General features: G+C 70.6%; 18 protein-coding genes. 10 read left to right on the forward strand and 8 right to left on the reverse strand.

The features are described from left to right. Window position 1: 1 nt before the first annotated feature. Complete coding sequence (locus HNR20_RS10305; RefSeq protein ID WP_184178572.1) at window positions 2–1459, reverse strand: M1 family metallopeptidase; 1458 nt, start codon at window positions 1457–1459, stop codon at window positions 2–4. An 82-nt stretch (window positions 1460–1541) separates the two neighbouring features. Continuing rightward, window positions 1542–2963: a M1 family metallopeptidase gene (locus tag HNR20_RS10310; RefSeq protein ID WP_184178574.1), complete on the reverse strand. Its 1422-nt coding sequence runs from the start codon at window positions 2961–2963 to the stop codon at window positions 1542–1544. Window positions 2964–3284: 321 nt separating this feature from the next. Between HNR20_RS10310 and HNR20_RS10315 the strand changes: the two genes are divergently transcribed. Together HNR20_RS10315 and HNR20_RS10320 are read left to right on the forward strand one after the other, a co-directional pair. After that, window positions 3285–4400 carry a sugar phosphate isomerase/epimerase family protein gene (locus HNR20_RS10315; RefSeq protein ID WP_184178576.1) on the forward strand — a complete coding sequence of 372 codons (1116 nt, stop codon included), beginning with the start codon at window positions 3285–3287 and terminating at the stop codon, window positions 4398–4400. 210 nt (window positions 4401–4610) lie between these two features. Continuing rightward, window positions 4611–7928, forward strand: coding sequence for a ThuA domain-containing protein (locus HNR20_RS10320; RefSeq protein WP_184178578.1), 3318 nt, complete (start codon window positions 4611–4613; stop codon window positions 7926–7928). A 69-nt stretch (window positions 7929–7997) separates the two neighbouring features. Here HNR20_RS10320 and HNR20_RS10325 read toward each other — a convergent pair whose 3' ends face one another. Continuing rightward, a complete protein-coding gene (locus HNR20_RS10325; protein WP_184178580.1) occupies window positions 7998–9116 on the reverse strand; it encodes a GuaB3 family IMP dehydrogenase-related protein in 1119 nt (372 codons plus the stop codon). Window positions 9117–9146: 30 nt separating this feature from the next. Next, a complete protein-coding gene (gene guaB, locus HNR20_RS10330) occupies window positions 9147–10709 on the reverse strand; it encodes an IMP dehydrogenase (protein WP_184178582.1) in 1563 nt (520 codons plus the stop codon). Window positions 10710–10893: 184 nt separating this feature from the next. On the opposite strand from guaB, the gene HNR20_RS10335 reads away from it, so the two are divergent. Next, a complete protein-coding gene (locus tag HNR20_RS10335) occupies window positions 10894–11313 on the forward strand; it encodes a DUF5319 domain-containing protein (RefSeq protein ID WP_110563029.1) in 420 nt (139 codons plus the stop codon). Window positions 11314–11335: 22 nt separating this feature from the next. Here the strand turns inward: HNR20_RS10335 and HNR20_RS10340 are convergent, their stop codons facing one another. Further along, complete coding sequence (locus HNR20_RS10340) at window positions 11336–12154, reverse strand: helix-turn-helix transcriptional regulator (RefSeq protein ID WP_184178584.1); 819 nt, start codon at window positions 12152–12154, stop codon at window positions 11336–11338. A gap of 253 nt (window positions 12155–12407) precedes the next feature. On the opposite strand from HNR20_RS10340, the gene HNR20_RS10345 reads away from it, so the two are divergent. Both HNR20_RS10345 and HNR20_RS10350 read left to right on the forward strand, forming a co-directional pair. After that, window positions 12408–12791 carry a WhiB family transcriptional regulator gene (locus HNR20_RS10345; RefSeq protein WP_184178586.1) on the forward strand — a complete coding sequence of 128 codons (384 nt, stop codon included), beginning with the start codon at window positions 12408–12410 and terminating at the stop codon, window positions 12789–12791. A 984-nt stretch (window positions 12792–13775) separates the two neighbouring features. Further along, entirely contained in the window at window positions 13776–14360 is a 585-nt protein-coding gene (locus tag HNR20_RS10350) for a hypothetical protein (RefSeq protein ID WP_184178588.1), read from the forward strand. Window positions 14361–15046: 686 nt separating this feature from the next. Here the strand turns inward: HNR20_RS10350 and HNR20_RS10355 are convergent. The 3 genes from HNR20_RS10355 to groES all read right to left on the reverse strand — a co-directional run bounded on the left by HNR20_RS10355 (window position 15047) and on the right by groES (window position 18877). Further along, window positions 15047–16732 (reverse strand): molybdopterin-dependent oxidoreductase, encoded by a 1686-nt coding sequence (locus HNR20_RS10355; RefSeq protein WP_184178590.1) that lies wholly within the window; start codon window positions 16730–16732, stop codon window positions 15047–15049. 125 nt (window positions 16733–16857) lie between these two features. Continuing rightward, window positions 16858–18498: a chaperonin GroEL gene (gene groL / locus HNR20_RS10360; protein ID WP_184178591.1), complete on the reverse strand. Its 1641-nt coding sequence runs from the start codon at window positions 18496–18498 to the stop codon at window positions 16858–16860. Between the two features lie 70 nt (window positions 18499–18568). Further along, window positions 18569–18877 carry a co-chaperone GroES gene (gene groES, locus HNR20_RS10365; protein ID WP_506280100.1) on the reverse strand — a complete coding sequence of 103 codons (309 nt, stop codon included), beginning with the start codon at window positions 18875–18877 and terminating at the stop codon, window positions 18569–18571. A gap of 265 nt (window positions 18878–19142) precedes the next feature. Between groES and HNR20_RS10370 the strand changes: the two genes are divergently transcribed. The 5 genes from HNR20_RS10370 (at window position 19143) to HNR20_RS10390 (ending at window position 24296) form a co-directional block, all read left to right on the forward strand. After that, window positions 19143–20339, forward strand: a complete 1197-nt coding sequence (locus HNR20_RS10370; RefSeq protein WP_184178595.1) for a THUMP-like domain-containing protein — start codon at window positions 19143–19145, stop codon at window positions 20337–20339. A 10-nt stretch (window positions 20340–20349) separates the two neighbouring features. Further along, on the forward strand, window positions 20350–20829 hold the full coding sequence (gene ybaK, locus HNR20_RS10375) for a Cys-tRNA(Pro) deacylase (protein WP_184178597.1): 480 nt from the start codon (window positions 20350–20352) through the stop codon (window positions 20827–20829). A gap of 180 nt (window positions 20830–21009) precedes the next feature. Then, window positions 21010–22104, forward strand: a complete 1095-nt coding sequence (locus HNR20_RS10380; RefSeq protein WP_184178599.1) for a sugar ABC transporter substrate-binding protein — start codon at window positions 21010–21012, stop codon at window positions 22102–22104. Between the two features lie 114 nt (window positions 22105–22218). Further along, a complete protein-coding gene (locus tag HNR20_RS10385; RefSeq protein WP_184178601.1) occupies window positions 22219–23037 on the forward strand; it encodes an ATP-binding cassette domain-containing protein in 819 nt (272 codons plus the stop codon). Beyond that, window positions 23034–24296: a sugar ABC transporter permease gene (locus tag HNR20_RS10390; protein WP_184178603.1), complete on the forward strand. Its 1263-nt coding sequence runs from the start codon at window positions 23034–23036 to the stop codon at window positions 24294–24296. The genes HNR20_RS10385 and HNR20_RS10390 overlap by 4 nt, the downstream gene beginning before the upstream one ends. Window positions 24297–24301 lie beyond the last annotated feature (5 nt).

Consider the following 24301-nt stretch of genomic DNA (forward strand, 5'->3'; position numbering starts at 1 on the left):
GTCAGAGCCGCTTGGGCAGGGCCGGCTTCTTGGTGCCGTAGAGCCAGGCATCGAAGAGCGCGTCGAGTTGCTTGCCGGAGATGCGCTCGGCGAGGGCCACGAACTCGGGCGTGGTGGCGGTGCCGTTGCGCTTCTCCGCGGCCCAGGTCTTGACGATCTCGAAGAACGCCTTGTCGCCAACGGCCACCCGCAGGGCGTGCAGGGTCATGCCACCGCGCTGGTAGACCGACTCGCTGAACAGCTCCTTCACGCCCGGCTTGCCCGGCGGCGTCCTCCACACCTGGGCGGGCACCTGGGCGAACCGGATGTCGAACGCCTGCTTGGCGGTGTACTCGTCGGTGTGCTCGGCCCACAGCCACTCCGCGTACGTCGCGAAGCCCTCGTTGAGCCAGATGTCCTCCCACTTGGCCAGCGCGACACTGTCGCCGAACCACTGGTGTGCCAACTCGTGGGCGACCACCTCGGTGTTCGCGCCCTGCCGGAAGAAGCTGGCGGCGTAGACCGGGCGGCTCTGCGTCTCCAGGGCGTAGGAGATCCGGCTGTCCGAGACCACCACGCCGCCGTACGCGTCGAACGGGTACGGCCCGAACACGCTCTCCAGATAGTCGGCCACCTTGACGGTCTCCGCGATCGACGTGTCCGCGGCGCCCTTGGCCACGTTTGTGGTGACCGCACTGAACACCGGGCGGCCCTTGTGCTCGCCAGTGGTGATCCGGAACTTCCCGATCACGAGCGTGCTCAGGTAGCTGGCCATCGGCGACTTCTCCGACCACTTCCAGGTGGTCCAACCGTCCGAGCTGGCCTTACCGCCCGGCACGCCGTTGCTGACCGCGGTCAGACCGTCCGGAACGGTGATCTCGAAGTCGTAGGCCGCCTTGTCCGACGGGTGGTCGTTGACCGGGAACCAGGTGCTGGCCGACTCGGGCTGCCCCAGCGCGATGGCACCGTCCGACGTGTGCAGGAACCCGCCGTCACCGAGCGTCTCGTTCTTCAGCGGCTTCGGCACACCCTCGTAGGCGATCTCCGCGACGAACCCGTTGCCGTTGATCAGGCCGGAGGCCGGCTTGATCACCAGCTCGTTCCGCTCCCGGCTGTGCGTTGCCGGTGCGCCGTCCACGGTGACCGCGGTGACGGTCAGGCCGGCCAGGTCGAGGTTGAACGTCGACAGGTCGGCCGTCGCGGAGGCCTGCACGGTGGTCGTACCGGTGAGCTGGTCCTTCGCCGGGTCGTAGCGCGCCTTGACGGTGTACCGGTCGACGTCGTAGCCGCCGTTGCCGTAGCTCGGAAAGTAGGCGTCGCCGACCCCCGCCGCGCCCGCCGTGAACGTCCGCGACGGCGTGGGGGACGCGCTCGCCGACGGCTCCGCCTCCGTGCCCGTCGAGTCGCATCCGGACAGTGCGAGTGCCCCGGTCACCAGCAGAGCGGCGCCCATCCGCAGTCCGTGCCGCGTCACCCGCATCCCACACCCTCCCGCGTACGGTGAACGGGCGTTTCGCCGCCGTTCCCAGGCGGCAGCATATCGACCGACCGTCGCGGCTCCGTCAGGGCAGTGTGGGCGCCGACCCACCCACCAACCAGGCGTCGAAGAGCGGCCGCAGCTGTCGACCCGCCACCCGCTCGGCCAGCGCGACGAGGTCCGAGGTGGTCGCGTTACCCCCCGCCCGCTCGGCGGTCCAGGTACGCAGGATCCGGAAGAACATGTCGTCACCGACGGTCCGTCGCAACGCGTGCACGGCGAGCGCCCCCCGCTTGTAGACGGCCGCGCCGAACATCCCCTCCCGGCCCGGCTCGACCGACGGCTGCGACCAGTCGGTCGTCGCGTACTGGAGTTCGAAGTTGCGCTGGGCGGTCCGGCCGCCGTCGTGCTCCTCCCACAGCCACTCGGCGTAGCTGGCGAAGCCCTCGTTGAGCCAGATGTCGCTCCACCTGCCCACCGACACGCTGTCGCCGAACCACTGGTGGGCCAGCTCGTGCGCGACGACGCTCAGGTTGGGCCGGTCGTCGGTGAAGAAGGCCGGCCCGTAGACCGGGCGCGACTGGGTCTCCAGCGCGTACCCGATCCGGTCGTCGGCGATCGCGATCCCGCCGTACGAGTCGAACGGGTACGGGCCGAAGCGGCTGGCCAGGAAGTCGACGATCGCACCGGTGCGGGCCAGTGAGGTGGCCGCGCCACCGGCCGGCGGCAGGCTCGCCGCCACCGCGGTGACCATCGGCCGGCCGGCGTGGGTGCCAACCACCACCCGGTAGTTGCCGATCACCAGTGTGCTCAGGTAGCTGGCCATCGGGGCGCGCTCCGACCAGCGCCAGGTGGTCCAGCCGTCGGCGCTGCTCTTCGGGCCGGGCACTCCGTTGCTCAGCGCGGCCAGGCCGTCCGGGACGGTCACCGCCAGGTCGTAGGTCGCCTTGTCCGAGGGGTGGTCGTTGACCGGGAACCAGGTGGCGGCCGAGTCGGGTTGGCCGAGCGCGACCGCGCCGTCGGCGGTGTGCAGGAAGCCTCCGCTGCCCAGCGCCCCGTCGGCGACGGGTGTCGGCACACCCCCGTAGTCGACCGTCACGGTGAACTGCCGACCGCGCGGGAGCCCGTCGCGCGGGGTCACCACCAACTCGCCGTCGCCGCGACGGTGGTCGGCCCGCGCGTCCCCCACGGTGACAGCGCCGACGTCCAGGCCGGCCAGGTCCAGGTTGAAGCGAGACAGGTCCTGAGTGGCCGTGGCGGTGATGACGGCTCGACCGGTCAGCCGATCCGTCGACGGGTCGTAGCGGACGTCGAGGCCATAGTGCGTGACGTCGTAGCCGCCGTTGCCGCGCCCCGGCACGTACGGGTCGCCGACGTCGGCCGCGCCGGGCCGGAAGCCGCCGCCGTCATCGCCCGTACAACCGGCGGCGATCAATCCGATGACGCAGGTCAGCGCGACGGTGGCGGCGACCCGACTGCCGGCCGGCGTCCGTCCGGTCAGGACCATGCACACACTCCTCCCGCGGCTTCCCCGGTCAGGACGAGCGTAGTCAGCGCCGCCGTCCGCGCGATCCATATTGACGATCATCAGCAACTTTCGTTGAAACGTTCAAAAGTTCTCATCGATCGACACTTTCTTTTGACTTAGACCGACGTTAGTGTCTGTCTCCAAGATGTAACGAGCTCGGAACATTCACGCCGATCACCGCCGGGACGGCACACACCCGCGTCCTGGCCCCACGGGCGCTCGGCGGCGCCCCGCGACCGGACCACGTCGCGCCTCTGCTGATCGTGATCGACGGCAACCGCCGTCGCGAAAGGTGGAACCATGCCCGACCACACCACCCCCGACGCCTCCCCCACCGGCCGGCTCAGCCGCCGGTCCCTGCTCGCGGCCTCGGCCGGCGCCGCCGCCGCGATCGGCGCGGCCGGCCTGCCGGTCCTCGCCACCGGCACTCCCGCGCTCGCCAACCCCAAGAAGGCGAGCAGGCTGCGGGTCGAGCCGCTGATCCCGGCCAAGAACCGCGGCATCATCCTCTACAGCGTCCGCGACCGGATCACCGCCGCGCCGGACGACAGCGGGGTGCCGTACGGCTTCGAGCGCGTCCTCGCCCGGCTCGCCGAGATCGGCTACAAGGAGATCGAGTTCGCCGGCTACACCCAGAGCACCGAGATCCTCGGCCGGCAGATCACCCCAGCCGAGATCCGCAAGATCCTCGACGACAACGGTCTGGTCGCCAACGGCACCCACGCCTCCATCCAGCCGGCCACCTTCCAGCAACAGCTCGACATCGCCGAGGAACTCGGCATGAAGAACATCGGCACCGGCAGCGATCCGACCAGCAGCGCGTACAAGGCCGAGTGGGACGCCGCCGCGGACATCTGGAACGAGCTGGGCCGACAGGCCCGGGCCCGGGGCATGCGGCTCTACACGCACAACCACGACACCGCGTACAGCTTCCTGATCGACCGGGGCCCGCGCGACGCGCAGGGCCGACAGACCCGGTCCTCCGGCATCCGCCGGCTGGAGTACTTCTTCGAGATCACCGACCCGCGGTACGTCTTCTTCGAACTCGACATCTACTGGGCCTACGTCGCCCGTTACAAGCACCAGAAGTACGTCAACCCGACCGGCCAGGAGGTGACCGACCTGTTCGACCCGATCCTCACCGTGGCCGAGCGGACCACCCGGTTCCCGCTCTTCCACGCCAAGGACGGCGACCGGGACACCAGCGTGCCCAACGGTCACCAGATGACCCCGCTGGGCGAGGGCGACCTCAACTTCCAGCAGTTCTTCCAGACCATCGGCGAGCGCAACTTCCACCACGCCAACTGGGAGATGGACACCGCCCCCGGCGGCACCGAGAACAGGGGACAGTCGCTCGACTTCGCGGCGACCAGCTACCGCAACATGTCCGACCTGACCATCTACGTCGACAAGTGATCCCCGGCGCGACCGGTGTCCAGCGGACACCGGTCGCGCCCCCTCCGCCGGCCACCGCGCCGGCTCGCGCTGACGGGCCGTACGACACCGGCCCGGTCACCCGCGTCCCCCTTCGGCGACGGGACGCGCCCGGTCCATCCCCCACGCAGACGTGCTGCCGGCCCTCAGCGGCCGGGGATGCCGCGCGTCTGCCGACCACCGGAGGAACCGATGCCCCGACCGACCGGACGACGATGGTTCGCCGTCGCCGCTGGACTGATCCTCACCATCCCCCTCACCTCTGCCGTCCCCGCGACCGCCGCCCCGACCGACGACGTGGCCCCGACCACGCCGGCCGTCGTGGAGAACGGACCAACCGCGCTGCGCTCTGCCGCCCGCGCCCCGCAGACCTACCGGGTGCTGGTGTTCACCAAGACCGCGGGTGAGCGCCGCGCGTCCATTCCCGACGGCGTCGCGACCATCCGGCAGCTTGCCCAGGCGAACGACTTCACCGTCACGGTGAGCCGGGACGCGGCCGTGTTCACCGCCGCCGAGCTGGCGAAGTACCGCGCGGTGGTGTTCCTCAACACCACCGGCGACGTACTCAACGCCAGCCAGGAAGCGGCGTTCGAGGCGTACGTCAAGGCTGGTGGCGGTTACGTGGGCGTGCACGCGGCGGCGGAGACCGAGCCGGACTGGACCTTCTACCAGGACCTGGTCGGCGCGAAGGTGGCCGGTGCCTCGCCGGCCGTTCGCGGCGTGGTGGACGTGGCCGACCGAGCCCACCCCGCCAGCGAGACGTTGCCGCGCACGCTCACCCTCACCGAGGAGTGGTACAACTTCAGCCGTAACGTCCGGGGTTCCGCACACGTGCTGGCCACCGTGGACGAGAAGACCTACACCGGCGGCGCGATGGGGTACGACCACCCGGTCACCTGGTGCAAGGACCACCAGGGCGGGCGCTCCTTCTACACCGGCCTCGGGCACAGCATCGAGACGTACCGCTCGGCGAAGTTCCGTGAGCACCTGCTCGGCGGCATCCAGTGGTCCGCCGGCGTGGTCGAGGGCGACTGCGGCGCCACGGTGCTCGGCAACTACGAGAAGGTGACCCTCAACGACGACCCGGGCGAGCCGATGTCGCTGGCCGTACTCCCGGACGGCCGGGTGCTGCACAACACCCGCGGCGGCGAGGTGCGGCTCTACGACCCCGCCACCGGCGCCAGCCCGGTGATCACCACCGTCGACGTGTACCAGCACGACGAGGACGGCCTCCAGTCGGTGGCGATCGACCCGGACTTCGCGACCAACAAGTGGGTCTACATCTACTACGCCCCCAGGCTGAACACTCCCGTCGACGATCCGGCCACCCCGGGCGTCAACGAGGGCGACGCGCCGGCCACCTCCACCGACCCGACCGTCTGGGACAAGTTCAAGGGCTACAACCAGCTCTCCCGGGTCAAGCTGGTGGACTCGCCCACTCCGCACCTGGACATGAGCACCGAGCAGCAGATCCTCCGGGTCGACGTGGACCGCGGCATCTGCTGCCACGTGGCTGGCGAGATCAAGTTCGACGGCAAGGGGCTGCTCTACCTGATCACCGGCGACGACACCAACGCCGGAGGCTCCGACGGCTACACGCCGATCAACGAGTCGCCGACCCAGGGCCCCGGCTACGACGCGCAGCGCTCGGCGGCCAACACCAACGACCTGCGGGGCAAGCTGCTGCGGATCAAGGTGCGGGCCAACGGCACGTACGCCATCCCGAAGGGCAACCTCTTCCCCGAGGAGCGGGACACCGCCGCCAAGACGCGACCGGAGATCTTCCTGATGGGGCTTCGCAACCCCTTCCGGTACGACGTGGACGCCAAGGGCATCGTCTACGTCGGCGACTACTCGCCGGACTCCCGCGTACCCAGCGCCACCCGGGGGCCGGACGGCACCGGCCGCTGGTTCGCCACCGACAAGGCCGGCAACTACGGCTGGCCGTACTGCTACTCGCCGAGCCTGCCGTACATCGACTTCGACTTCGTGACCCGGACCTCCGGCGCCCCGTTCAACTGCGGCGCCCCGGTGAACGACTCACCGCGCAACACCGGCCTGCGGGTCCTGCCCAAGGTCGAGCAGCCGCAGTTCTGGTACACGTTCGACGCGCGCACCCCGTGTGCCGGCTCGTACCTGGAGAACCCGCCGGCCGGCTGCGACTTCAAGTGGCCGGTGATCGGCACCGGCGGCGTCGGCCCGATGGGCGGCCCGATCTACTCGTACGACCCGGCGTCGACCTCCGAGGTGAAGTTCCCCGAGTACTACCAGAACGCGGTGGTGTTCGGTGAGTTCACCCGGGACAAGATCTTCATGATGCGCACCGACGGCCGGGGCACCCTGACCGGCGTCGAGCAGTTCCTTCCCGGCGTCGTCTTCGACAACCCGATGGACATGGAGTTCGGCCCGGACGGCTCGCTCTACCTGCTCGAGTACGGCGACGGCTTCTTCCGGGCCAACCCGGACGCGCAGTTGTCGGTGATCCGGTACGTCAAGGGCAAGCGGTCACCGGTGGCGAAGCTCGACGCCACTCCCACCTCGGGATCGGCACCACTGACCGTGCGGTTCTCCTCGGCCGGCAGCTACGACCCGGACCCGGGCGAGTCCATCTCGTACGCCTGGGACTTCACCAGCGACGGCACGGTCGACTCGGCTGATCCGGCCCCGTCGTTCACCTACACGGCCAACGGGACGTACACCGCCAAGCTGACGGTGACCGACTCCAGCGGGAAGACGGCGGTGCTCACCAAGGAGATCGTGGTGGGTAACACCGCGCCCACGGTGACCGTCACCAGCCCGGTGAGCGGCAGCTTCTTCACCTGGGGTGAGACCGTGCCGTTCACGGTCACCGTGACGGACCCGGAGGACGGGCCGGTGGACTGCTCGCGGGTGACCGTGACCTTCGTCCTCGGCCACGACAGCCACGGCCACCCGGACAGCTCGACCACCGGCTGCACCGGCACCCTCGCCACCCCCGCCGACGGCGGTGACCACGCCGGCGGATACCTCTACGGGGGAATCAGCGCCTCGTACAGCGACCTGGGCGGCGGCGGTCAGGCCCCGATCACCGCGGTCGGCCAGGCGATCATCCAGACGCCCCGACAGCAGGCCGAGAACGCCCAGGTACGGCAGGGCGTCGAGGTTGCCGTGACCGGTGACACCGGCGGCGGGCAGCACGTCAGCGGGATCGACCCGGGCGACCACCTCGCGTTCGACCCGATCAACCTGGGCGGGGTGTCCACCGTGACGCTGCGGCACTCCGGTGGCTCGGCGGCCACCGCCGGCACCCCACGGGCGACGGTGGAGCTGCGACTCGACTCGCCGACCGGCCCCGTCGTCGCCACAGCGGCGTTGAACGCGACCACCGGCAACTCGGCCTTCACCAGCACCGCGGTGCCGGTGGACCAGCCGGCCGGGGCGCATCGGCTCTACCTGGTCTTCACCGCCGTATCCGGCGGCCCGACCAGCGGCCTCGTCAACCTGAACTGGGTCGAGTTCACCGAGGGCTGACACCCCCGGTACGCCGAAGGCCGGCCCCGCAGCGTGGCGGGGCCGGCCTTCCGGCGTCTGACCGAAGGGTCAGCGGTCGAGGACCAGGCCGACCTTCTGGAACTCCTTCAGGTCGCGGTAGCCGCACTTGGCCATGGCCCGACGCAGCCCCCCGAACAGGTTGAGCTGACCGTCGGCCTCATCCGCCGGGCCGAAGAGCAGCTGCTCCATCGACCCCAGCGGCTCACCGGCAACCTCGAAGGCACCCCGAGGCAGCGACGGGTGGCTCGCCGCCGAGTGCCACCAGGCACCACCGGCGGGCGCCTCGTCGCAGAGCGACAGCGGCTCACCGAGCATCACCGCGTCCGCGCCGCAACCGAGCGCCTTGGCGATGTCGCCCGAGGTCTGGATGTCACCGTCGGCGATCAGGTGCACGTACCGGCCGCCGGTCTCGTCCAGATAGTCGCGGCGGGCCGCCGCCGCGTCGGCGATCGCGGAGGCCATCGGCACCCGGATGCCCAGCACCGACTCGGTGGTCGACCACTCGTCGCCACCGATGCCCACGATCACACCGGCCGCGCCGGTACGCATCAGGTGCAGAGCGGTCTTGTAGTCCGTGCAGCCGCCGACGATCACCGGCAGGTCGAGGTCGGCGATGAACTCCTTGAGGTTCAACGGCTCGTCGGTGGTCGACACGTGCTCGGCCGAGACGATGGTGCCCTGGATGACCAGGATGTCCACCCCGGCGTCCAGGATCACCGGGGCCAGCGCGAGGGTGTGCTGCGGAGAGACCCGCACCGCCACCGTGCCGCCACCGGCGCGCAACTCGCGGACCCGCTCGGCGATGAGGTCCGGGCGGATCGGCTCCGCGTACACCTCTTGGAGCCGCTTGGTGGCGCGGGCGTCCTCGCCGAGGCCGGCCAGCTCCTCCAGCACCTTGGTCGGGTTCTCGTAGCGGGTCCAGAGCCCTTCGACGTTGAGCACGCCGAGACCGCCGAGCTGACCGAGCCGCACCGCCGACGAAGGGCTCATGGTGGCGTCGGAGGGGTGGCCGACGCACGGGATGCCGAACGGGTACGCGTCGAGCTGCCAGGAGGTCGAGACGTCATCGACGTCCCGGGTACGGCGGCTCGGCACGATGGCGATGTCGTCCAGGTGGTAGCCGCGCTGCGCGGTCTTGCCCAGCCCGATCTCGACCACGTCACGCATGGGGGACTCCAGGTGGTTGGGGGTGGTGGGTCAGCGGGAGTGGTAGTTGGGCGCCTCGACGGTCATCTGGACGTCGTGCGGGTGGCTCTCCTTCAGCCCGGCCGCGGTGATCCGGATCAGCTGGCCACGCCGGTGCAGCTCGGGGATGGTCGGGGCGCCACTGTAGAACATGCCCTGCCGCAGGCCTCCGACAAGCTGGTGGGCGACGGTGGCGAGTGGGCCACGGTAGGGGACCTGCCCCTCGATGCCCTCCGGGATCAGCTTCTCGTCGGAGATCACGTCGTCCTGGAAGTAGCGGTCCTTGGAGTAGGACTTCTGCACACCCCGGCTCTGCATGGCGCCGAGCGAGCCCATCCCCCGGTAGGACTTGTACTGCTTGCCGTTGATGAAGATCAGCTCACCCGGGCTCTCCTCGCAACCCGCGAGCAGGCTGCCCAGCATCACCGAGTCGGCGCCGGCGACGAGGGCCTTGGCGATGTCGCCGGAGTACTGCATCCCGCCGTCGCCGATCACCGGCACCCCCAGCGGCCGGCAGGCCCGGGCCGCCTCCATGATCGCGGTGATCTGCGGTACGCCGACGCCGGCGACGACCCGGGTCGTGCAGATCGACCCTGGGCCGACCCCGACCTTGACGGCGTCCGCGCCGGCCTCGGCCAGGGCACGGGCCCCGGCGTAGGTGGCGGAGTTGCCCCCGATCACCTGCACGTCGGTCTCGCGCTTCAGGCGCTGGATCATCTCGACGATGGCCCGGCTGTGGCCGTGCGCCACGTCCACCACCACCACGTCCACCCCGGCGTCGACCAGGGTCCGAGCCCGCTTGTACGACTCCTCGCCGAAGCCGATCGCGGCGGCGACCCGCAGCCGACCCGAGGAGTCCTTCGTCGCCAGCGGGAACTGCTCGCTCTTGGTGAAGTCCTTCACGGTGATCAGACCACGCAGCCGGCCACCCTCGTCGACCAGCGGCAGCTTCTCGACCTTGTGCTTGCGCAGCAGGTCCAGCGCGTCGGCCTTGCTGACCCCGACCGGCGCGGTGATCAGCGGGAGCTTCGTCATGACCTCGTGGACCGGGGTGGACGGGTCGGAGACGAACCGCATGTCGCGGTTGGTGATGATCCCCACCAGGGCGCCGCTGGCGTCGGTCACCGGCAGCCCGGAGATGCGGAACTTCGCGCAGAGCCGGTCGACGTCGCGCACCGTGTCCTCGGGCGAGCAGGTCACCGGGTTGGTGATCATGCCCGACTCCGAGCGCTTCACCAGGTCGACCTGCTGGGCCTGGTCCTCCATCGAGAGGTTGCGGTGCAGCACGCCGATGCCGCCGTTGCGGGCCATCGCGATCGCCATCCGCGCCTCGGTCACCGTGTCCATCGCGCTGGAGACCAGCGGGATGGCGATCTCGATCTCCTTGGTCAGCCGGGTACGGGTGACCACCTCGCTGGGCGCCACGTCCGACTCGCCCGGCTGCAACAGCACGTCGTCGAAGGTGAGGCCGAGCGGAACCACCCGGGCGGAGCCGGTCGGCAGCTCGGGCAGGTGGCCGCCCAGGTCGGCGTACTCGACACCGGCCGCAAAGTCGGCGCTGGGCGAATTTTCCACGATTGCTCCCCTGAGCTGCTCGGATGGGCTTCAGCGAGGTGGCGCGGGCGGGCACCGGAGCGCGCCACGGTACCGGCACGTCGCTTCATCGTACCCAGTGAGCTGCGCGACTCGTCCGTGGCAGGCCGGCCCGGCGCGAGCCCGGGGGCGGACGTCCCCGCCGCGTTGGGTCTACGGTGAGGGGGTGCACGACGAGCCCATCGACCCGTTCAACGGCGACCCGGCCGATCCGACAGCGGGTCTGGAGGACCCGGGCGACGATGCGACGCCGGATCCACTGACCGACGTCGAGCGGCAGGATGTGCTGGAAGACCTCGCCGACCTGGAGATCTACCAGGCTCTGCTGGCCCCGATCGGGGTCCGTGGGCTGGTGATCGAATGCGAGGACTGCCGTGAGCCCCACTACTTCGACTGGGACCTGCTCCGGGGCAACCTGCGGCACCTGCTCAACTCGGGTCGCCCCCGGGTGCACGAGCCCGCGTACGACCCCGACCCGGACCACTACGTGACCTGGGACTACGCCCGGGGGTACGCCGACGGGGTGCACGACACGCTGAGCGAGGGCACCGAGGACGAGCCGGGCACCCCGACCGCCACCCAGTGATGGTGGCGCGCGACGGCGTGCCTCAGGCGACCAGGCCGGCCCGGAAACCCGCGGCCACCGCGTGCGCCCGATCCCGAGCACCAAGCTTGCGGAACAACCGGCGGGCGTGCGTCTTGACGGTGTCCTCCGAGACGAACAGCTCCCGGCCGATCTCCGCGTTGCTCTTGCCCTCGGCCATGCCCAGCAGCACCTGAAGCTCGCGCTCGGTGAGCCCGATCGACGCGCGGGTGGACCGGGCGTTCGGGGCGGGCCGGGTCGCGTCGGTCTGCTCGGCCGCCGACTCGCCCGTCGCAGACTCAGGCTCGTCGTCACCCCGCTGCACCGGCACCGACGGCACACCCGCCTGCCCCTCGCCGGGCGTGGCCGCCCAGCCGGGCTCACCGGAGCCACGCGGCGACGGCCCGGAGCGACCGGAACCGCCCACCGACGCGGTGTCCCGGGCCGGATCGGTGATCCGCTGCCGGGAGGCCCGGCCGGGCGCGGTGAGCAGCAGCAGAGCCTTGGCCACCGCACTGGTCAGATCGTGGTCGACATTCTGGATGAGACCCCGGGCGCCAGCGCTGATGGTGGCCGCCGCGGCCTCGGACTCTTCGGTACCGAGCAGCACCACCGCGGCCTGCGGCGCGCGGGCCAGCACCCGACGGACGAAGCCGGCGCTGTCCGGCCGGGTGAGGGCCGTGTCGGCCAGCACCACGTCGGCAGGTCGCTCGGCCAACCGCAGCATCACCTCAGGATCGGAGACGGCGGTACGAACAATTGCGGACAACCCCAGCCGCGCGGCAGCAGAAGTAAGGTGCTGGGCCGCGAGTGGTGTCCGAACGCACACAAGAACGGTACGCACTGTGGTCTCCTCTCCGCCAACGAGCAGACCATGACGGGGTCGGCTGGGGAGGGGGTTCCCGGCAATCCTTCGAACTTTTCCGACAAATAGGGCAGAAGCCGCAATTTCTAGGACGTTTTCGATCACAGAAGTGTGAGGCGACGACGGCCCGGGTACCGGGAGGTCCAGGCCGGGAACGGTGCGCCTGCGCGGCCCGCCGCACGGATGCCGGCCACAAGGATTCTCGCGGAGCCGCGCGGGAGGAGGGGTGCTGATGTCGAACGTACGTAGACTGCCCGGACCCATCGTCGATCTCTGGGACTGGCAGCGACTCGGTGCCTGCCGGGGGCGGGACAGCGCCCAGTTCTTCCACCCCGACGGCGAGCGAGGCTCATCCCGACTGCGTCGTGAGTCCGCCGCCAAGTCGGTCTGCCGCGCCTGCCCGGTCAGGGCCGAGTGCGCCGCGCACGCGCTGTCCGTCCGCGAGCCGTACGGCGTGTGGGGCGGCTTCAGCGAGGCGGAACGACTGCGACTGCTCGCCGTGGGCTGGGAGGACCTCGCTGACCGCCGGCACGCCCGGGTCGACGTCGCACGGCTGGAGGCCCGCCTGGGTCGCCCGCACAAGTCGACCGTCCCGGCCCAACGCAACGTCGCCTGACCCGACACGTCACTGACATCCGCGAAACCGCGTCCCCGCACCGGGGGCGCGGTTTCGCGTCGCCGAGCACAGGCCCGACGATCACACACCCCAGCGCCGCCCACCGTCACGACGGGCATGCCGGCCCTCCCGTCACCGCCGACCCCCATGTCGGCTATCGGCCCCCCGTCACCGCCAGCCCTGACGGCCGCCGCCCGCGCGCCGGTGGTGTGGGACCCACACCCGCGCGGTCCGTCCACCGCGGGCCTCACGTCACCGGTCCCGAACATGATCGACACGACATCGCCGATGTTGGGGTATCCCGTGCGTCGGATACCGCAATGTCGGCGATCTGGAGTGGGTCTTGCGGGTGGCCGGCCACCCGAGGCCAGAGCGTGTCGGGTGTTGGGTGGTTTGTCCGGTCTGGGGATGTCCGGCCTGGGCGACGTGCGTCGTGTGCGTGGGTGGTTGTCCGTTCTGGGGCGCTCTGGCCTGTGACCGGTCGCACCCGTGGCCCGGAATCATGGCCGGCCCGGGGTCGTTACATATCCTGACGATCGCAGCACCACCGGCTAGCCGCCCCGCCCCCCGGGGTTGGAATGCCGACCCGGGCCCGGTCGTTGCAGTCCCCACGAACGACCGCCCGCCCGGCCGCCTCCACGAGGTGCCGATGGACGGGCCACCCCCGGAATGACCCCGGCCCCCGGGTCGTTACACCTGGACCCGGCGCCACGAGCCCCCGCTCGCAGGCCGCCGAACCCGGGCGCGCCACAAGCCCTCCGCTCGTGAGCCACCCCGGGAATGAGCCCCGACCTCGGGTCGTTACACACAGACCCGGCGCCACGAGCCCCCCGCTTGTAGGCCGCCGACCTCGGCGCCGTCAGCCAGGCGCCAACCCCCTTTAAGACTTTCCCCTGTTTTGTGCAGCGCCGGACGAGGTGCTCACACCCGCTTGCCACCCCCTGTTGGTGTGCGGGTGTTCCTACCCCCGAAGGAGCTACCCCCATGAACACGATCATGCGTAAGAGTGTGCTGTCTGTTGCTGGTCTCGCGTTCGCCGGTGGTGTGTTCGCCGGTCCGATCGCCGGCCACGCCAACCCGGTCGACGCTAAGCCCGTCGCGGTGGCGGTGCAGGCCGACAAGCCCGACACGAGCAAGCTGATCCCGCACGGCACGCAGGGCGACCAGTCCCGCATCAGCCTCAACGACGAGCAGACTGGCAACGCGAAGGCGATCATCGCCGCGACGAAGAAGGCTGGTCTCCCGGAGCGGGCTGCGGTCATCTCGATCGCGACGAGCCTGCAGGAGTCGAAGCTGGAGAACCTGGGTCACCTGGGTGACATGAACGACCACGACTCGCTGGGCCTGTTCCAGCAGCGCCCGAGTTCGGGTTGGGGTACCCCGGAGCAGATCACCGACCCGGCCTACTCGACCACCGCGTTCCTCAAGGGTCTGCGGCAGGTTGATGGGTGGCAGGACATGCCCCTGACCCAGGCCGCGCAGACCGTCCAGGTCTCCGCCTACCCCGACGCCTACGCCCAGTGGGAGCAGCAGGCCGCCGACCTCGTCGGCCAGCACTGGAACAGCTGACCACCGCACCAAAGCACCACCGCACGGCAACACGACCGCTGGCCGGCACCCCGAACCTGGGGTGCCGGCCAGCGGCATATCCACACCCCACACACCGCCCCGCACTAGCGTTCCGGACCCGGCCCGCACCCCACCCGGCCCCGCACCGAGCCCCAATACGGCTGCGTCTGTGTCCGCGCCGCGTCTGTGCCAGCGCCTGGGCCTGCGCCGCGTCCGTGCCCGTCCGTGCCGGCCCCGCGCCTATGCCTCGCGCCTGTGCCTCGCGCCGCCGTCCGTGCCCGCGTCCGGCCGGCACCGCGTCCGTGCCCTCGCGCCGCAGTCCGTGTCCGCGCTCGGGCCTACGCCTCACCCGGGCCGTCCTGCACCCGTGCCCGCGTCGATCATGCACTTGTGGTGCCCGGTCGAGGATGCTTCAGGCTGCTTTGTCCCCCACCACAACTCCTTGATCGACGCGGGCTGGCCCAAGGCACACGCCCCCGCAGCCACGAGCTTCGGCAATCTTGGACAGTTTCCGTCAGCAGCTGACGGAAACTGACCAAGATCTCCACAGCCGGACGTACCGCCGATCAGGCCGACCGCCCGGCGCCGCCCCCAAGGCGAGCACAAGGCGAGCGCAAGGCGGGCCGGCACGGCCCGGCGCTGACTCAAGGCAGGTCGGGACAGCCCGGCGGCAACCCACCAGGCGATCAGCGGACGGTGACGGTGACCGAGTGCCAGCCGGTGGCGCCGTCTGGGACCACACCCTGCGTACGCTCGGTCTGGATCTCGCCGGTCGCGTCCGTGGCCCGGACCTGCAGCCGGTGTTCGCCCGGCGTGGCGTCCCAGCGCCACGACCACTGGACCCAGGTGTCCACCGACACGGTCGGTGCCAGCGCTGCCTGTTGCCACTCTCCGCCGTCGACGCGTACCTCGACCTGGCGGATGCCCCGGTGTTGCGCCCAGGCCACCCCAGCGACGGTCACCGGCCCGGTGGTCAGCCGGTTGCGTCGCCGGGGCGTGTCGATCCGTGATTGTGTCTTGATCGGCCCTTGGGCGGACCAGCCGCGCGGCACCCAGTACGCGTCGAAGTCGGCGAACCGGGTCAGCTCCAGCTCGGTCACCCACTTGCAGGCCGACACGTAACCGTAGAGGCCGGGCACCACCATCCGGACCGGGAAGCCGTGCTCGACCGGCAGTGGCTCGCCGTTCATGCCGACCGCCAACAGCGCGTCCCGCCCGTCACGCAGAGCGGCGGTGGGGGTGCCGCAGGTCCAGCCGTCGACCGACCGGCCGACGACCTGGTCGGCGTCCGCGTCCGGCTCGACTTCGTCCAGCAACTCCCGCAGGGGTACGCCGAGCCAGCGGGCGTTGCCGATCAGGTCCCCGCCCACCTCGTTGGAGACGCAGGCCAGCGTGACGTACCGCTCGACGAGCGGCCGGGCCAGCAGGTCCGCGTAGCTGTAGGTGCGTTCGGTGCCGACCCGCCCGTGGATTCGCAGTCGCCAGGTGTCCGGGTCCACCTGGGGCACCACGAGCGCGGTGTCGATCCGGTAGAACCCGAAGTTCGAGCTGACGTAGGGCGCAACCTGTGCCATCGAGAGGTCCGCGCCGGCCGGCACGGCCGGTGCGGGGGCGACCGGCGCGGGCAGCCGGATCGCATCCCGGGCGGCGGACACCCCGCGCCGACCGGCAAGCCAACGCCCACCGAGACCGCCCACCAGGGCCGTGCCGAGCAGTACCCCGCTGCCGGTGAGGAACCGTCGCCTCGACTCCGGGTCGGCGCCCGACGACTCCCCACTCGCCCCTGCCACCAGCGCAGGCTCAGCCGGGCTCAGAGCCGACGGCCCAGCCGACGATTCGGCCGAAGACCCACCCGAGGGCTCGGCCGAAGACCCGGCCGACGGGCCGGCCGGCGACACCGGCGCGATCGGGGTGGGTGGTGACCAGGGCCAGGGGTCCAGCTCCAACGGGCCGCCAATGAACAGCCAGAGCACCAGGGCACCGAGGCTGGCGCCGACCAGTGACGGCAGCGCGTCGGCGGCGTCCGCACCGGGGCGGGTCAGCGCGGCGGCCACGCCGATGGCACCGAACGCGGCGATGCCGGCCAGGCCGAGTGCCAGACGGCGGACCGCCAGCACACCGAACAGGGCGGCGAACCCTCCGAGCAACAGGCCCGTGACGACCAGCAGTGCGATCTTGTCGGCGGTGCCGAAGATGTCGATGGCGAGTTGCTTCAGCGACTCGGGGACGGCGTCGACGACCACCCCGCCGACCGCGACCAGGGGCGCCGACCGGGGACCCGTCAACACTGCCACCGGTTCGGCGATCCCGATCGCGATGGCGGCGGCGGTCACTCCGGCCAGCGCGGCGTACCGCCGCGACGTGGTGCTCATCGGCCCAGTGTGCGCGATCGTTCCGCCCGGCCGCCAACAACGTCAGCGGCCGGTAGTGATCCGCGAAGACGAACCGGGGCGCACCGTCGTACGACGGCGCGCCCCGGACTGGTGTCGCTACCGGGTCAGAAACCCGGGCCGTGCTGGTGGCCGTGGCCGTGGCCGTGCCCGCCGCCGGCGGCCGGCTCGGCCTGCTCCGGCTTCTCCACCACGAGGCTCTCCGTGGTGAGCAGCAGACCGGCGATCGAGGCGGCGTTGGTGACCGCGTTGCGGGTCACCTTCACCGGGTCGATGATGCCGGCCTTGACCAGGTCGACGTACTCGCCCTTGGCAGCGTCGAGGCCGTTGCCCCACTTCAGGTCGGCGACCTTCTGCGTCACGACGTAGCCGTCGTGACCGGCGTTCTGCGCGATCCAGCGCAGCGGCTCGACGAGCGACTTGCGCACGACCGAGACGCCGACCTTCTCGTCACCGGTGAAGCCCAGGTCGTCGTCGAGCACCGAGAGGATCTGCACCAGGGCGGCGCCGCCGCCGGGCACAGTGCCCTCCTCGACCGCAGCCTTGGTCGCCGCGATGGCGTCCTCGATGCGGTGCTTGCGCTCCTTCATCTCGACCTCGGTCGCCGCGCCAGCCTTGATCACGGCGATGCCACCGGAGAGCTTCGCCAGCCGCTCGGCCAGCTTCTCCCGGTCCCAGTCGGAGTCGGAGGCCTCGATCTCCTTGCGGATCTGAGACACCCGGTCGGCGACGTCGGCCTTCTGGCCACCGCCGTCGACGATCGTGGTGTTCTCCTTGTCGACCACGATGCGCCGAGCGGTGCCGAGCACCTCGAGGCCGACCTGGTCGAGCTTGTAGCCCAGCTCCGGGGCGACCAGCTCGGCGCCCGTGGAGATCGCGATGTCCTGGAGCAGAGCCTTGCGCCGGTCACCGAAGCCCGGGGCCTTGACCGCGCAGACCTTGAGGGTCTTGCGCAGCGAGTTGACCACCAGGGTGGAGAGCGCCTGGCCGTCCACGTCCTCGGCGATGATCAGCAGGGGCTTGCTGTTCTGCAGGACCTTCTCCAGCAGCGGGAGCAGCTCCTCGATCGCCGAGATCTTCTGGGTGGTGACCAGGATGTACGCGTCCTCAAGGACGGACTCCTGACCCTCCAGGTCGGTGACGAAGTTCGGCGAGATGAAGCCCTTGTCGAACTGGAGACCCTCGGTCACGTCCAGTTCGGTGGTGAGCATCGAGCCTTCCTCGACGGTGATGACACCGTCGCGGCCGACCCGCTCCATCGCCTCGGCGATCAGATCGCCGATGGTGGCGTCCTGCGCGGAGATCGTCGCCACGTTCGCGATCGACTCCTTGCTGGTGACCTCGGCGGCACGGCCGAGCAGCGCCTCGGAGACCTTGGTGGCCGCCGCGTCGATGCCCCGCTTGAGGCCGGCCGGGTTGGTCCCGGCGGTCACGTTGCGCAGACCCTCGCGAACCATCGCCTGGGCCAGCACGGTCGCGGTGGTGGTCCCGTCGCCGGCGACGTCGTTGGTCTTGGTCGCCACCTCCTTGACCAGCTGCGCGCCAAGGTTCTCGTACGGGTTGGTGAGCTCGATCTCCTTGGCGATGGTCACACCATCGTTGGTGATCGTCGGCGCACCGAATTTCTTGTCCAGGACGACGTTGCGCCCGCGCGGGCCGAGAGTGACCTTGACCGCGTCCGCGAGGGCGTTGACACCGTGCTCCAGCAGGTGTCGGGCGTCGTCCGAGAAGCTCAGGATCTTCGCCATGAATGTCCCTTCGAAGCGCCATTGCCCCGGCCCGGCGAGCCGGACCGAGGCAATGGCACTGATCGGTTGCTTACTTCTCGATGACCGCGAGGACGTCGCGGGCGGAGAGCACCAGGTACTCCTCGCCGGCGTACTTGACCTCGGTGCCGCCGTACTTCGAGTAGAGGACGGTGTCGCCGACCTGAACGTCAACCGGAACCCGGTTGCCGTTGTCGTCGATGCGCCCCGGGCCCACAGCGAGGACAGTGCCCTCCTGCGGCTTCTCCTTGGCGGTGTCGGGGATCACGATGCCCGACGCCGTGGTGGTCTCAGCCTCGTTCGCCTGGACCACGATGCGGTCCTCGAGCGGCTTGATCGCAACCTTGGTCGCGGTAGTCACGGGCATACCCTCCTGGGGTACTGGTTTCGTTGCTGGCCGGCGGGGCCGACCAGCGTCAATCTGCCTCATGCCACCGGGCGGGGCCGTCGTCGCGGGTGCCGGTCCGCCTGGCGTGCGCACCCGGGTCGCGAGACCCGGAAGCTGGCACCCTCAGGGTGAGAGTGCTAATCGCAGGTTATTCCGTGGCTAGCACTCCGTCAAGGAGAGTGCCAGCGCGTCGCGCCCCGCCAGCCAGGATTTCCGAGTCGACCAGGACAATGATCGGGTGGATCTCGACCAGTTGGCGGCGCTGCGTACCCCCGAGGGGTCGGCCGCGCTCACGGCGGCGGCCGGGCTGGCCGGCGGTGATCCGCTGGCCGCGGCGTCGGCGCTGCGCGCTGCCGGGGTGCCGCCGACGCTGGCCGCGGCGGCGCTCACCCAGGCCGAGCTCCGTCACCGGGCGGTCGGCAAGTTCGGCCCGGCCGCCGATGGGATGTTCCTCACCCGCCCTGGCCTGGAGCAGGCCACCCGCCGGGTGGTCGCCGACCGTCGGGCCGCCCGGCTGCACGCGGCTGGCGTCCGCACCCTGGCCGACCTCGGGTGCGGCCTCGGCGCGGACGCGCTGGCCGCCGCCCGCGCCGGCATCCGGGTGTACGGGGTGGAGGCCGACCCGGTGACCGCCGCGATGGCCGCCGCCAACGCAGCGGCGGCCGGGCTGGCCGACCTGTTCACGGTCGAGTGCGGCGATGCCACCGCGTTCGACGTCTCCCGCGTCGACGGGGTCTTCTGCGACCCGGCCCGCCGCTCCACCGGCACCGGACGGCGGATCTTCGACCCGCGCGCCTACTCGCCGCCGTGGGATTTCGTCACCGGGCTGGCCGAGCGGGTTCCGCGCACCGTGGTGAAGGTGGCGCCGGGCCTGGACCATGCGCTCATTCCGACCGGCGCGGAGGCGGAGTGGGTCGGCGTGGACGGCGACCTGGTCGAGGCCGCGCTCTGGTGCGGCGAGTTGGCCGAGGCGCCCCGCCGGGCCACGCTCTACCGCCAGCAGGGCGCCGAGGCGCACCGCCACCAGCTCACCGGCTCGGGCGCAGACGAGGCGCCGGTCGGGCCGCCCCGCCGCTTCCTGTACGACCCGGACCCGGCGGTGGTACGCGCACACCTCGTCGCCGAACTGGCCGTCGAACTGGACGCCACCCTCGGCGACCCGAGCATCGCCTACCTCTACGCCGACCACCCGACCCGCACCCCGTACGCGCGCTGCCTGGAGATCACCGACGTGCTGCCGTTCTCGCTGAAGCGTCTGCGGGCGCTGCTGCGGGACCGCCGGGTGGGCCGGGTGGAGATCCTCAAGCGCGGTTCGGCGCTCACCCCGGAGCAGCTCCGGCGGGACCTGCGGCTGGCCGGCGACGCCGCGGCGAGCCTGGTGCTCACCCGGATCGCGGGCGCACCGACCGTACTGATCGGCAGGCCGGTCGACTAGCGTCGTCGTCGTGGCGGGACAGGGCACTCCGGCGACGGCACTGGTGGTCAAGCGTGGCGTCGCGCATCGCACCCATCCGTACCGGGTGGCGCCGGACGCCCCGAACTACGGTGCGTTGGTGGCGGTGGCGCTCGGCGTGGCGCCAGAGCGCGTGTTCAAGTCGCTGGTGACCGAGGTCGACGGCGCGCTCACGGTGGCGGTCGTCCCGGTCACCGGCGAGCTGGATCTGAAGGCGCTCGCGGCGGCGGTCGGTGGCAAGCGGGCGGCGCTGGCCGACCGGGCGGTCGCCGAGCGGGCAACCGGCTACGTACGCGGGGGGATCAGCCCGCTGGGGCAGCGCAGGCGACTGCCCACCGTGCTGGACGAATCCGCGCTGAGTCTCCCGACGATCTACGTCTCGGCTGGTCGGCGAGGCCTGCAACTTGAACTGGCCGCAGCGGATCTGGTGGCGCTGACCGACGCCCGCACCGCGCCGTTGCAGACCCGCTGACGGCTCTCGTTACGTCGACTCCCCCGTGGGATACCCGGGGAGTAACAGTCGCGTTGCTGAATTGTTATCGCTGCCAACAAACTTGGCACCTGCGCAGTCTTGTGGATTCGGCGCGAGGCGCAATACGTTGCCGGACACAACAAAAACAACACCTCCCCCACCCCCGAAAGGACCCTGCACATGCGTAAGGGGATCCTCACCATCGCCGCCGTGGGCCTGCTCGCGACCGGCGGCTTGACCGCCTGCGGCGACGACTCCGGCGACGACAAGGCCGGCTCGGCCAAGACTCCCAAGATCGGCGTGATCCTCCCGGACAGCAAGTCCTCCGTCCGCTGGGAGACCGCGGACCGTCGATTCCTGGAGGAGGCGTTCAAGGCCGCCGGCGTCCAGTACGACATTCAGAACGCGCAGAACGACAAGACCGCCTTCCAGACCATCGCCGACCAGATGATCACCAGCGGCGTCACCGCCCTGATGATCGTCAACCTGGACTCCGGCACCGGCAAGGCCGTGCTGGACAAGGCCAAGTCGCAGGGCGTCGCCACCATCGACTACGACCGGCTCACCCTCGGCGGCTCCGCCCAGTACTACGTCAGCTTCGACAACGAGAGCGTCGGCAAGCTCCAGGGCGAAGGTCTGACGAAGTGCCTGACCGAGAAGGGCGCCAAGAACCCGGTCGTGGCGTACCTCAACGGCTCCCCCACCGACAACAACGCCACCCTGTTCAAGGCTGGCTACGACTCGGTGCTCAAGCCGAAGTTCGACGCCAAGGAATACGTCAAGGGCCCCGAGGACGCGGTGCCGGCGTGGGACAACGCGCAGGCCGCGACGATCTTCGAGCAGCAGCTCACCAAGGCCAACGGCAAGATCGACGGCGTGCTGGCCGCCAACGACGGTCTCGGCAACGCGGCCATCTCGATCCTCAAGAAGAACAAGCTCAACGGCAAGGTGCCGGTGACCGGGCAGGACGCCAGCGTCGAGGGCCTGCAGAACATCCTCGTCGGTGACCAGTGCATGACCGTCTACAAGGCCGTCCGGGAAGAGGCCAAGGCCGCTTCCGACCTGGCCATCGCGCTCGCCAAGGGCGAGAAGAAGGACACCGGCCAGACGGTCAAGGACCCGGAGGGTGGCCGCGACGTCCCCTCGGTGCTGCTCACCCCGAAGGCCATCTACAAGGACACCGTCAAGGACGTCATCGCCGACGGCTACGTGACCAAGGAGCAGGTCTGCGCCGGGACGTACGCCAAGCTCTGCGCCGAAGCCGGCATCAGCTGACCGACGCCGCAGTACCCGCCGGGACGACCATCGCCGCCCGGCACGGGAGAACCTCTCCCGTGCCGGGCGGCGCCCGCCGGATGTGCCCCGACCTCCCTTGAGAAGGAGACCCCCGTGTCCGCGACCCCCCTGCTGGAACTCCGCGGGATCGACAAGAGCTTCGGTCCCGTCCAGGTGCTCCGCGACGTCGCCCTCACCGTCCACCCGGGTGAAGTGACCGCACTGGTCGGCGACAACGGCGCCGGCAAGTCGACCCTGGTGAAGTGCATCAGCGGCATCCACCCCACCGACGCCGGCGAGATCCTGTTCAACGGTGAACCGGTGCACGTCGGCAGCCCCCGCGACGCCTCCGCGCTGGGCATCGAGGTCGTCTACCAGGACCTCGCGCTCTGCGACAACCTGGACATCGTGCAGAACATGTTCCTCGGCCGGGAGAAGCGCAGCGGCATCGTCCTGGACGAGCCGACCATGGAACAGCTGGCCGCCGAGACCCTGGCAGGGCTCTCCATCCGCACCGTCACCTCACTGCGTCAACACGTGTCCAGCCTCTCCGGCGGCCAGCGTCAGACCGTGGCCATCGCCAAGGCGGTGCTGTGGAACAGCAGGCTCGTCATCCTGGACGAGCCGACCGCGGCGCTCGGCGTGGCACAGACCGCCCAGGTGCTCGAACTGGTCCGCCGCCTCGCCGACAACGGCCTGGCCGTGGTGCTCATCTCGCACAACATGAACGACGTCTTCGCCGTCTCCGACCGGATCGCCGCGCTGTACCTCGGTCAGATGGTCGCCCAGGTGAAGACCACCGACATCACCCATGCCCAGGTGGTCGAGCTGATCACCGCCGGGCGTTCGGGCGGGCTCGGCCTCGCCACCGACCCGGGCAGCAACGGCGACGGCTCGCTGCCGGCCGACTCGATCTCAGGAGGCCTCCGATGACCACCACCGCCGTGCGCAACGACGGCCCGGCGGCCGTCACACCGGCGCCGACCGTCGGGGGCCATGTCCGCAACTACCTGAGCCGGGTACGCGGTGGCGACGTCGGCGCACTACCAGCCGTACTCGGCCTGATCGTGCTCTGCACGGTCTTCGCGGTCATGCGGCCGTCGTCGTTCCTGTCGGCCGGCAACTTCGCCAACCTCTTCACCCAGGGCGCGGCGGTCACGCTGATCGCGATGGGCCTGGTCTTCGTGCTGCTGCTCGGCGAGATCGACCTCTCCGCCGGCTTCGCCAGCGGGGTCTGCGCGGCGGTGCTGGCCAATGTGGTCACCGTGCTCGGCCACCCGTGGTGGGTCGCCGTGCTCGCCGCGGTCGCCACCGGTCTGGTCATCGGCACCAGTCTCGGCCTGCTGGTCGCGAAGATCGGCATTCCGTCCTTCGTGGTCACCCTCGCCGGCTTCCTCGCCTTCCAGGGCATCGTGCTGATGCTCGTGAAGGATGGCACCAACATCTCCGTCCGCGACGAAACGCTGGTCGCCATCGCCAACCGCAACCTCGCCCCCACCCTGGGCTGGGCGCTGGCCGCCCTCGCGGTCATCGGCTACGGCGCGGTACAACTGCTGCGCCACCGCAACCGGGTGGCCCGCGGCCTGATCACCGACCCGATCGCGGTGCTGGCGCTCCGGATCGGCGGGCTCGCCGTCATCCTCGGGACGGCGGTGTACGTCCTCAACCTGGAGCGCAGCCGCAACGTACTGGTCGTCTCCCTCAAGGGTGTGCCGATCGTGGTGCCGGTCATCGCGGTGCTGCTGATCATCTGGACCTTCGTGCTCCAGCGCACCAGCTACGGCCGGCACATCTACGCCGTCGGCGGCAACCGGGAAGCGGCCCGCCGGGCCGGCATCGGGGTCGACCGGATCCGCATCTCGGTGTTCGTGATCTGCTCGGCCATGGCCGCCATCGGTGGCATCGTGGCGGCCAGTCGGGCCAACTCGGTCGACCCGAACACGGGTGGCAGTAACGTACTGCTCTACGCGGTCGGCGCGGCAGTGATCGGCGGCACCAGCCTCTTCGGCGGCAAGGGCCGCGTCCTCGACGCCGTGCTCGGCGGCGCGGTGGTCGCGGTAATCGAAAATGGAATGGGCCTGATGGGATACAGCGCGGGAGTCAAGTACGTGGTCACCGGCGTCGTGCTGCTGCTCGCCGCCAGCGTCGACGCGCTCTCCCGCCGCCGCGCGGCAGCCACCGGCACCCGCTGACCGCG

Source organism: Micromonospora parathelypteridis (assembly GCF_014201145.1).
Classification (GTDB): Bacteria; Actinomycetota; Actinomycetes; order Mycobacteriales; family Micromonosporaceae; genus Micromonospora; species Micromonospora parathelypteridis.

Excerpts from the sequence above, each read along its gene's own strand:
- HNR20_RS10305 (WP_184178572.1), bottom strand. The coding sequence starts at position 1,459 with ATGCGGGTGACGCGGCACGGACTGCGGATGGGCGCCGCTCTGCTGGTG.
- HNR20_RS10310 (WP_184178574.1), bottom strand. The coding sequence starts at position 2,963 with ATGGTCCTGACCGGACGGACGCCGGCCGGCAGTCGGGTCGCCGCCACC.
- HNR20_RS10315 (WP_184178576.1), top strand. The coding sequence starts at position 3,285 with ATGCCCGACCACACCACCCCCGACGCCTCCCCCACCGGCCGGCTCAGC.
- HNR20_RS10320 (WP_184178578.1), top strand. The coding sequence starts at position 4,611 with ATGCCCCGACCGACCGGACGACGATGGTTCGCCGTCGCCGCTGGACTG.
- HNR20_RS10325 (WP_184178580.1), bottom strand. The coding sequence starts at position 9,116 with ATGCGTGACGTGGTCGAGATCGGGCTGGGCAAGACCGCGCAGCGCGGC.
- HNR20_RS10345 (WP_184178586.1), top strand. The coding sequence starts at position 12,408 with ATGTCGAACGTACGTAGACTGCCCGGACCCATCGTCGATCTCTGGGAC.
- HNR20_RS10350 (WP_184178588.1), top strand. The coding sequence starts at position 13,776 with ATGAACACGATCATGCGTAAGAGTGTGCTGTCTGTTGCTGGTCTCGCG.
- HNR20_RS10355 (WP_184178590.1), bottom strand. The coding sequence starts at position 16,732 with ATGAGCACCACGTCGCGGCGGTACGCCGCGCTGGCCGGAGTGACCGCC.
- groL (WP_184178591.1), bottom strand. The coding sequence starts at position 18,498 with ATGGCGAAGATCCTGAGCTTCTCGGACGACGCCCGACACCTGCTGGAG.
- HNR20_RS10380 (WP_184178599.1), top strand. The coding sequence starts at position 21,010 with ATGCGTAAGGGGATCCTCACCATCGCCGCCGTGGGCCTGCTCGCGACC.
- HNR20_RS10390 (WP_184178603.1), top strand. The coding sequence starts at position 23,034 with ATGACCACCACCGCCGTGCGCAACGACGGCCCGGCGGCCGTCACACCG.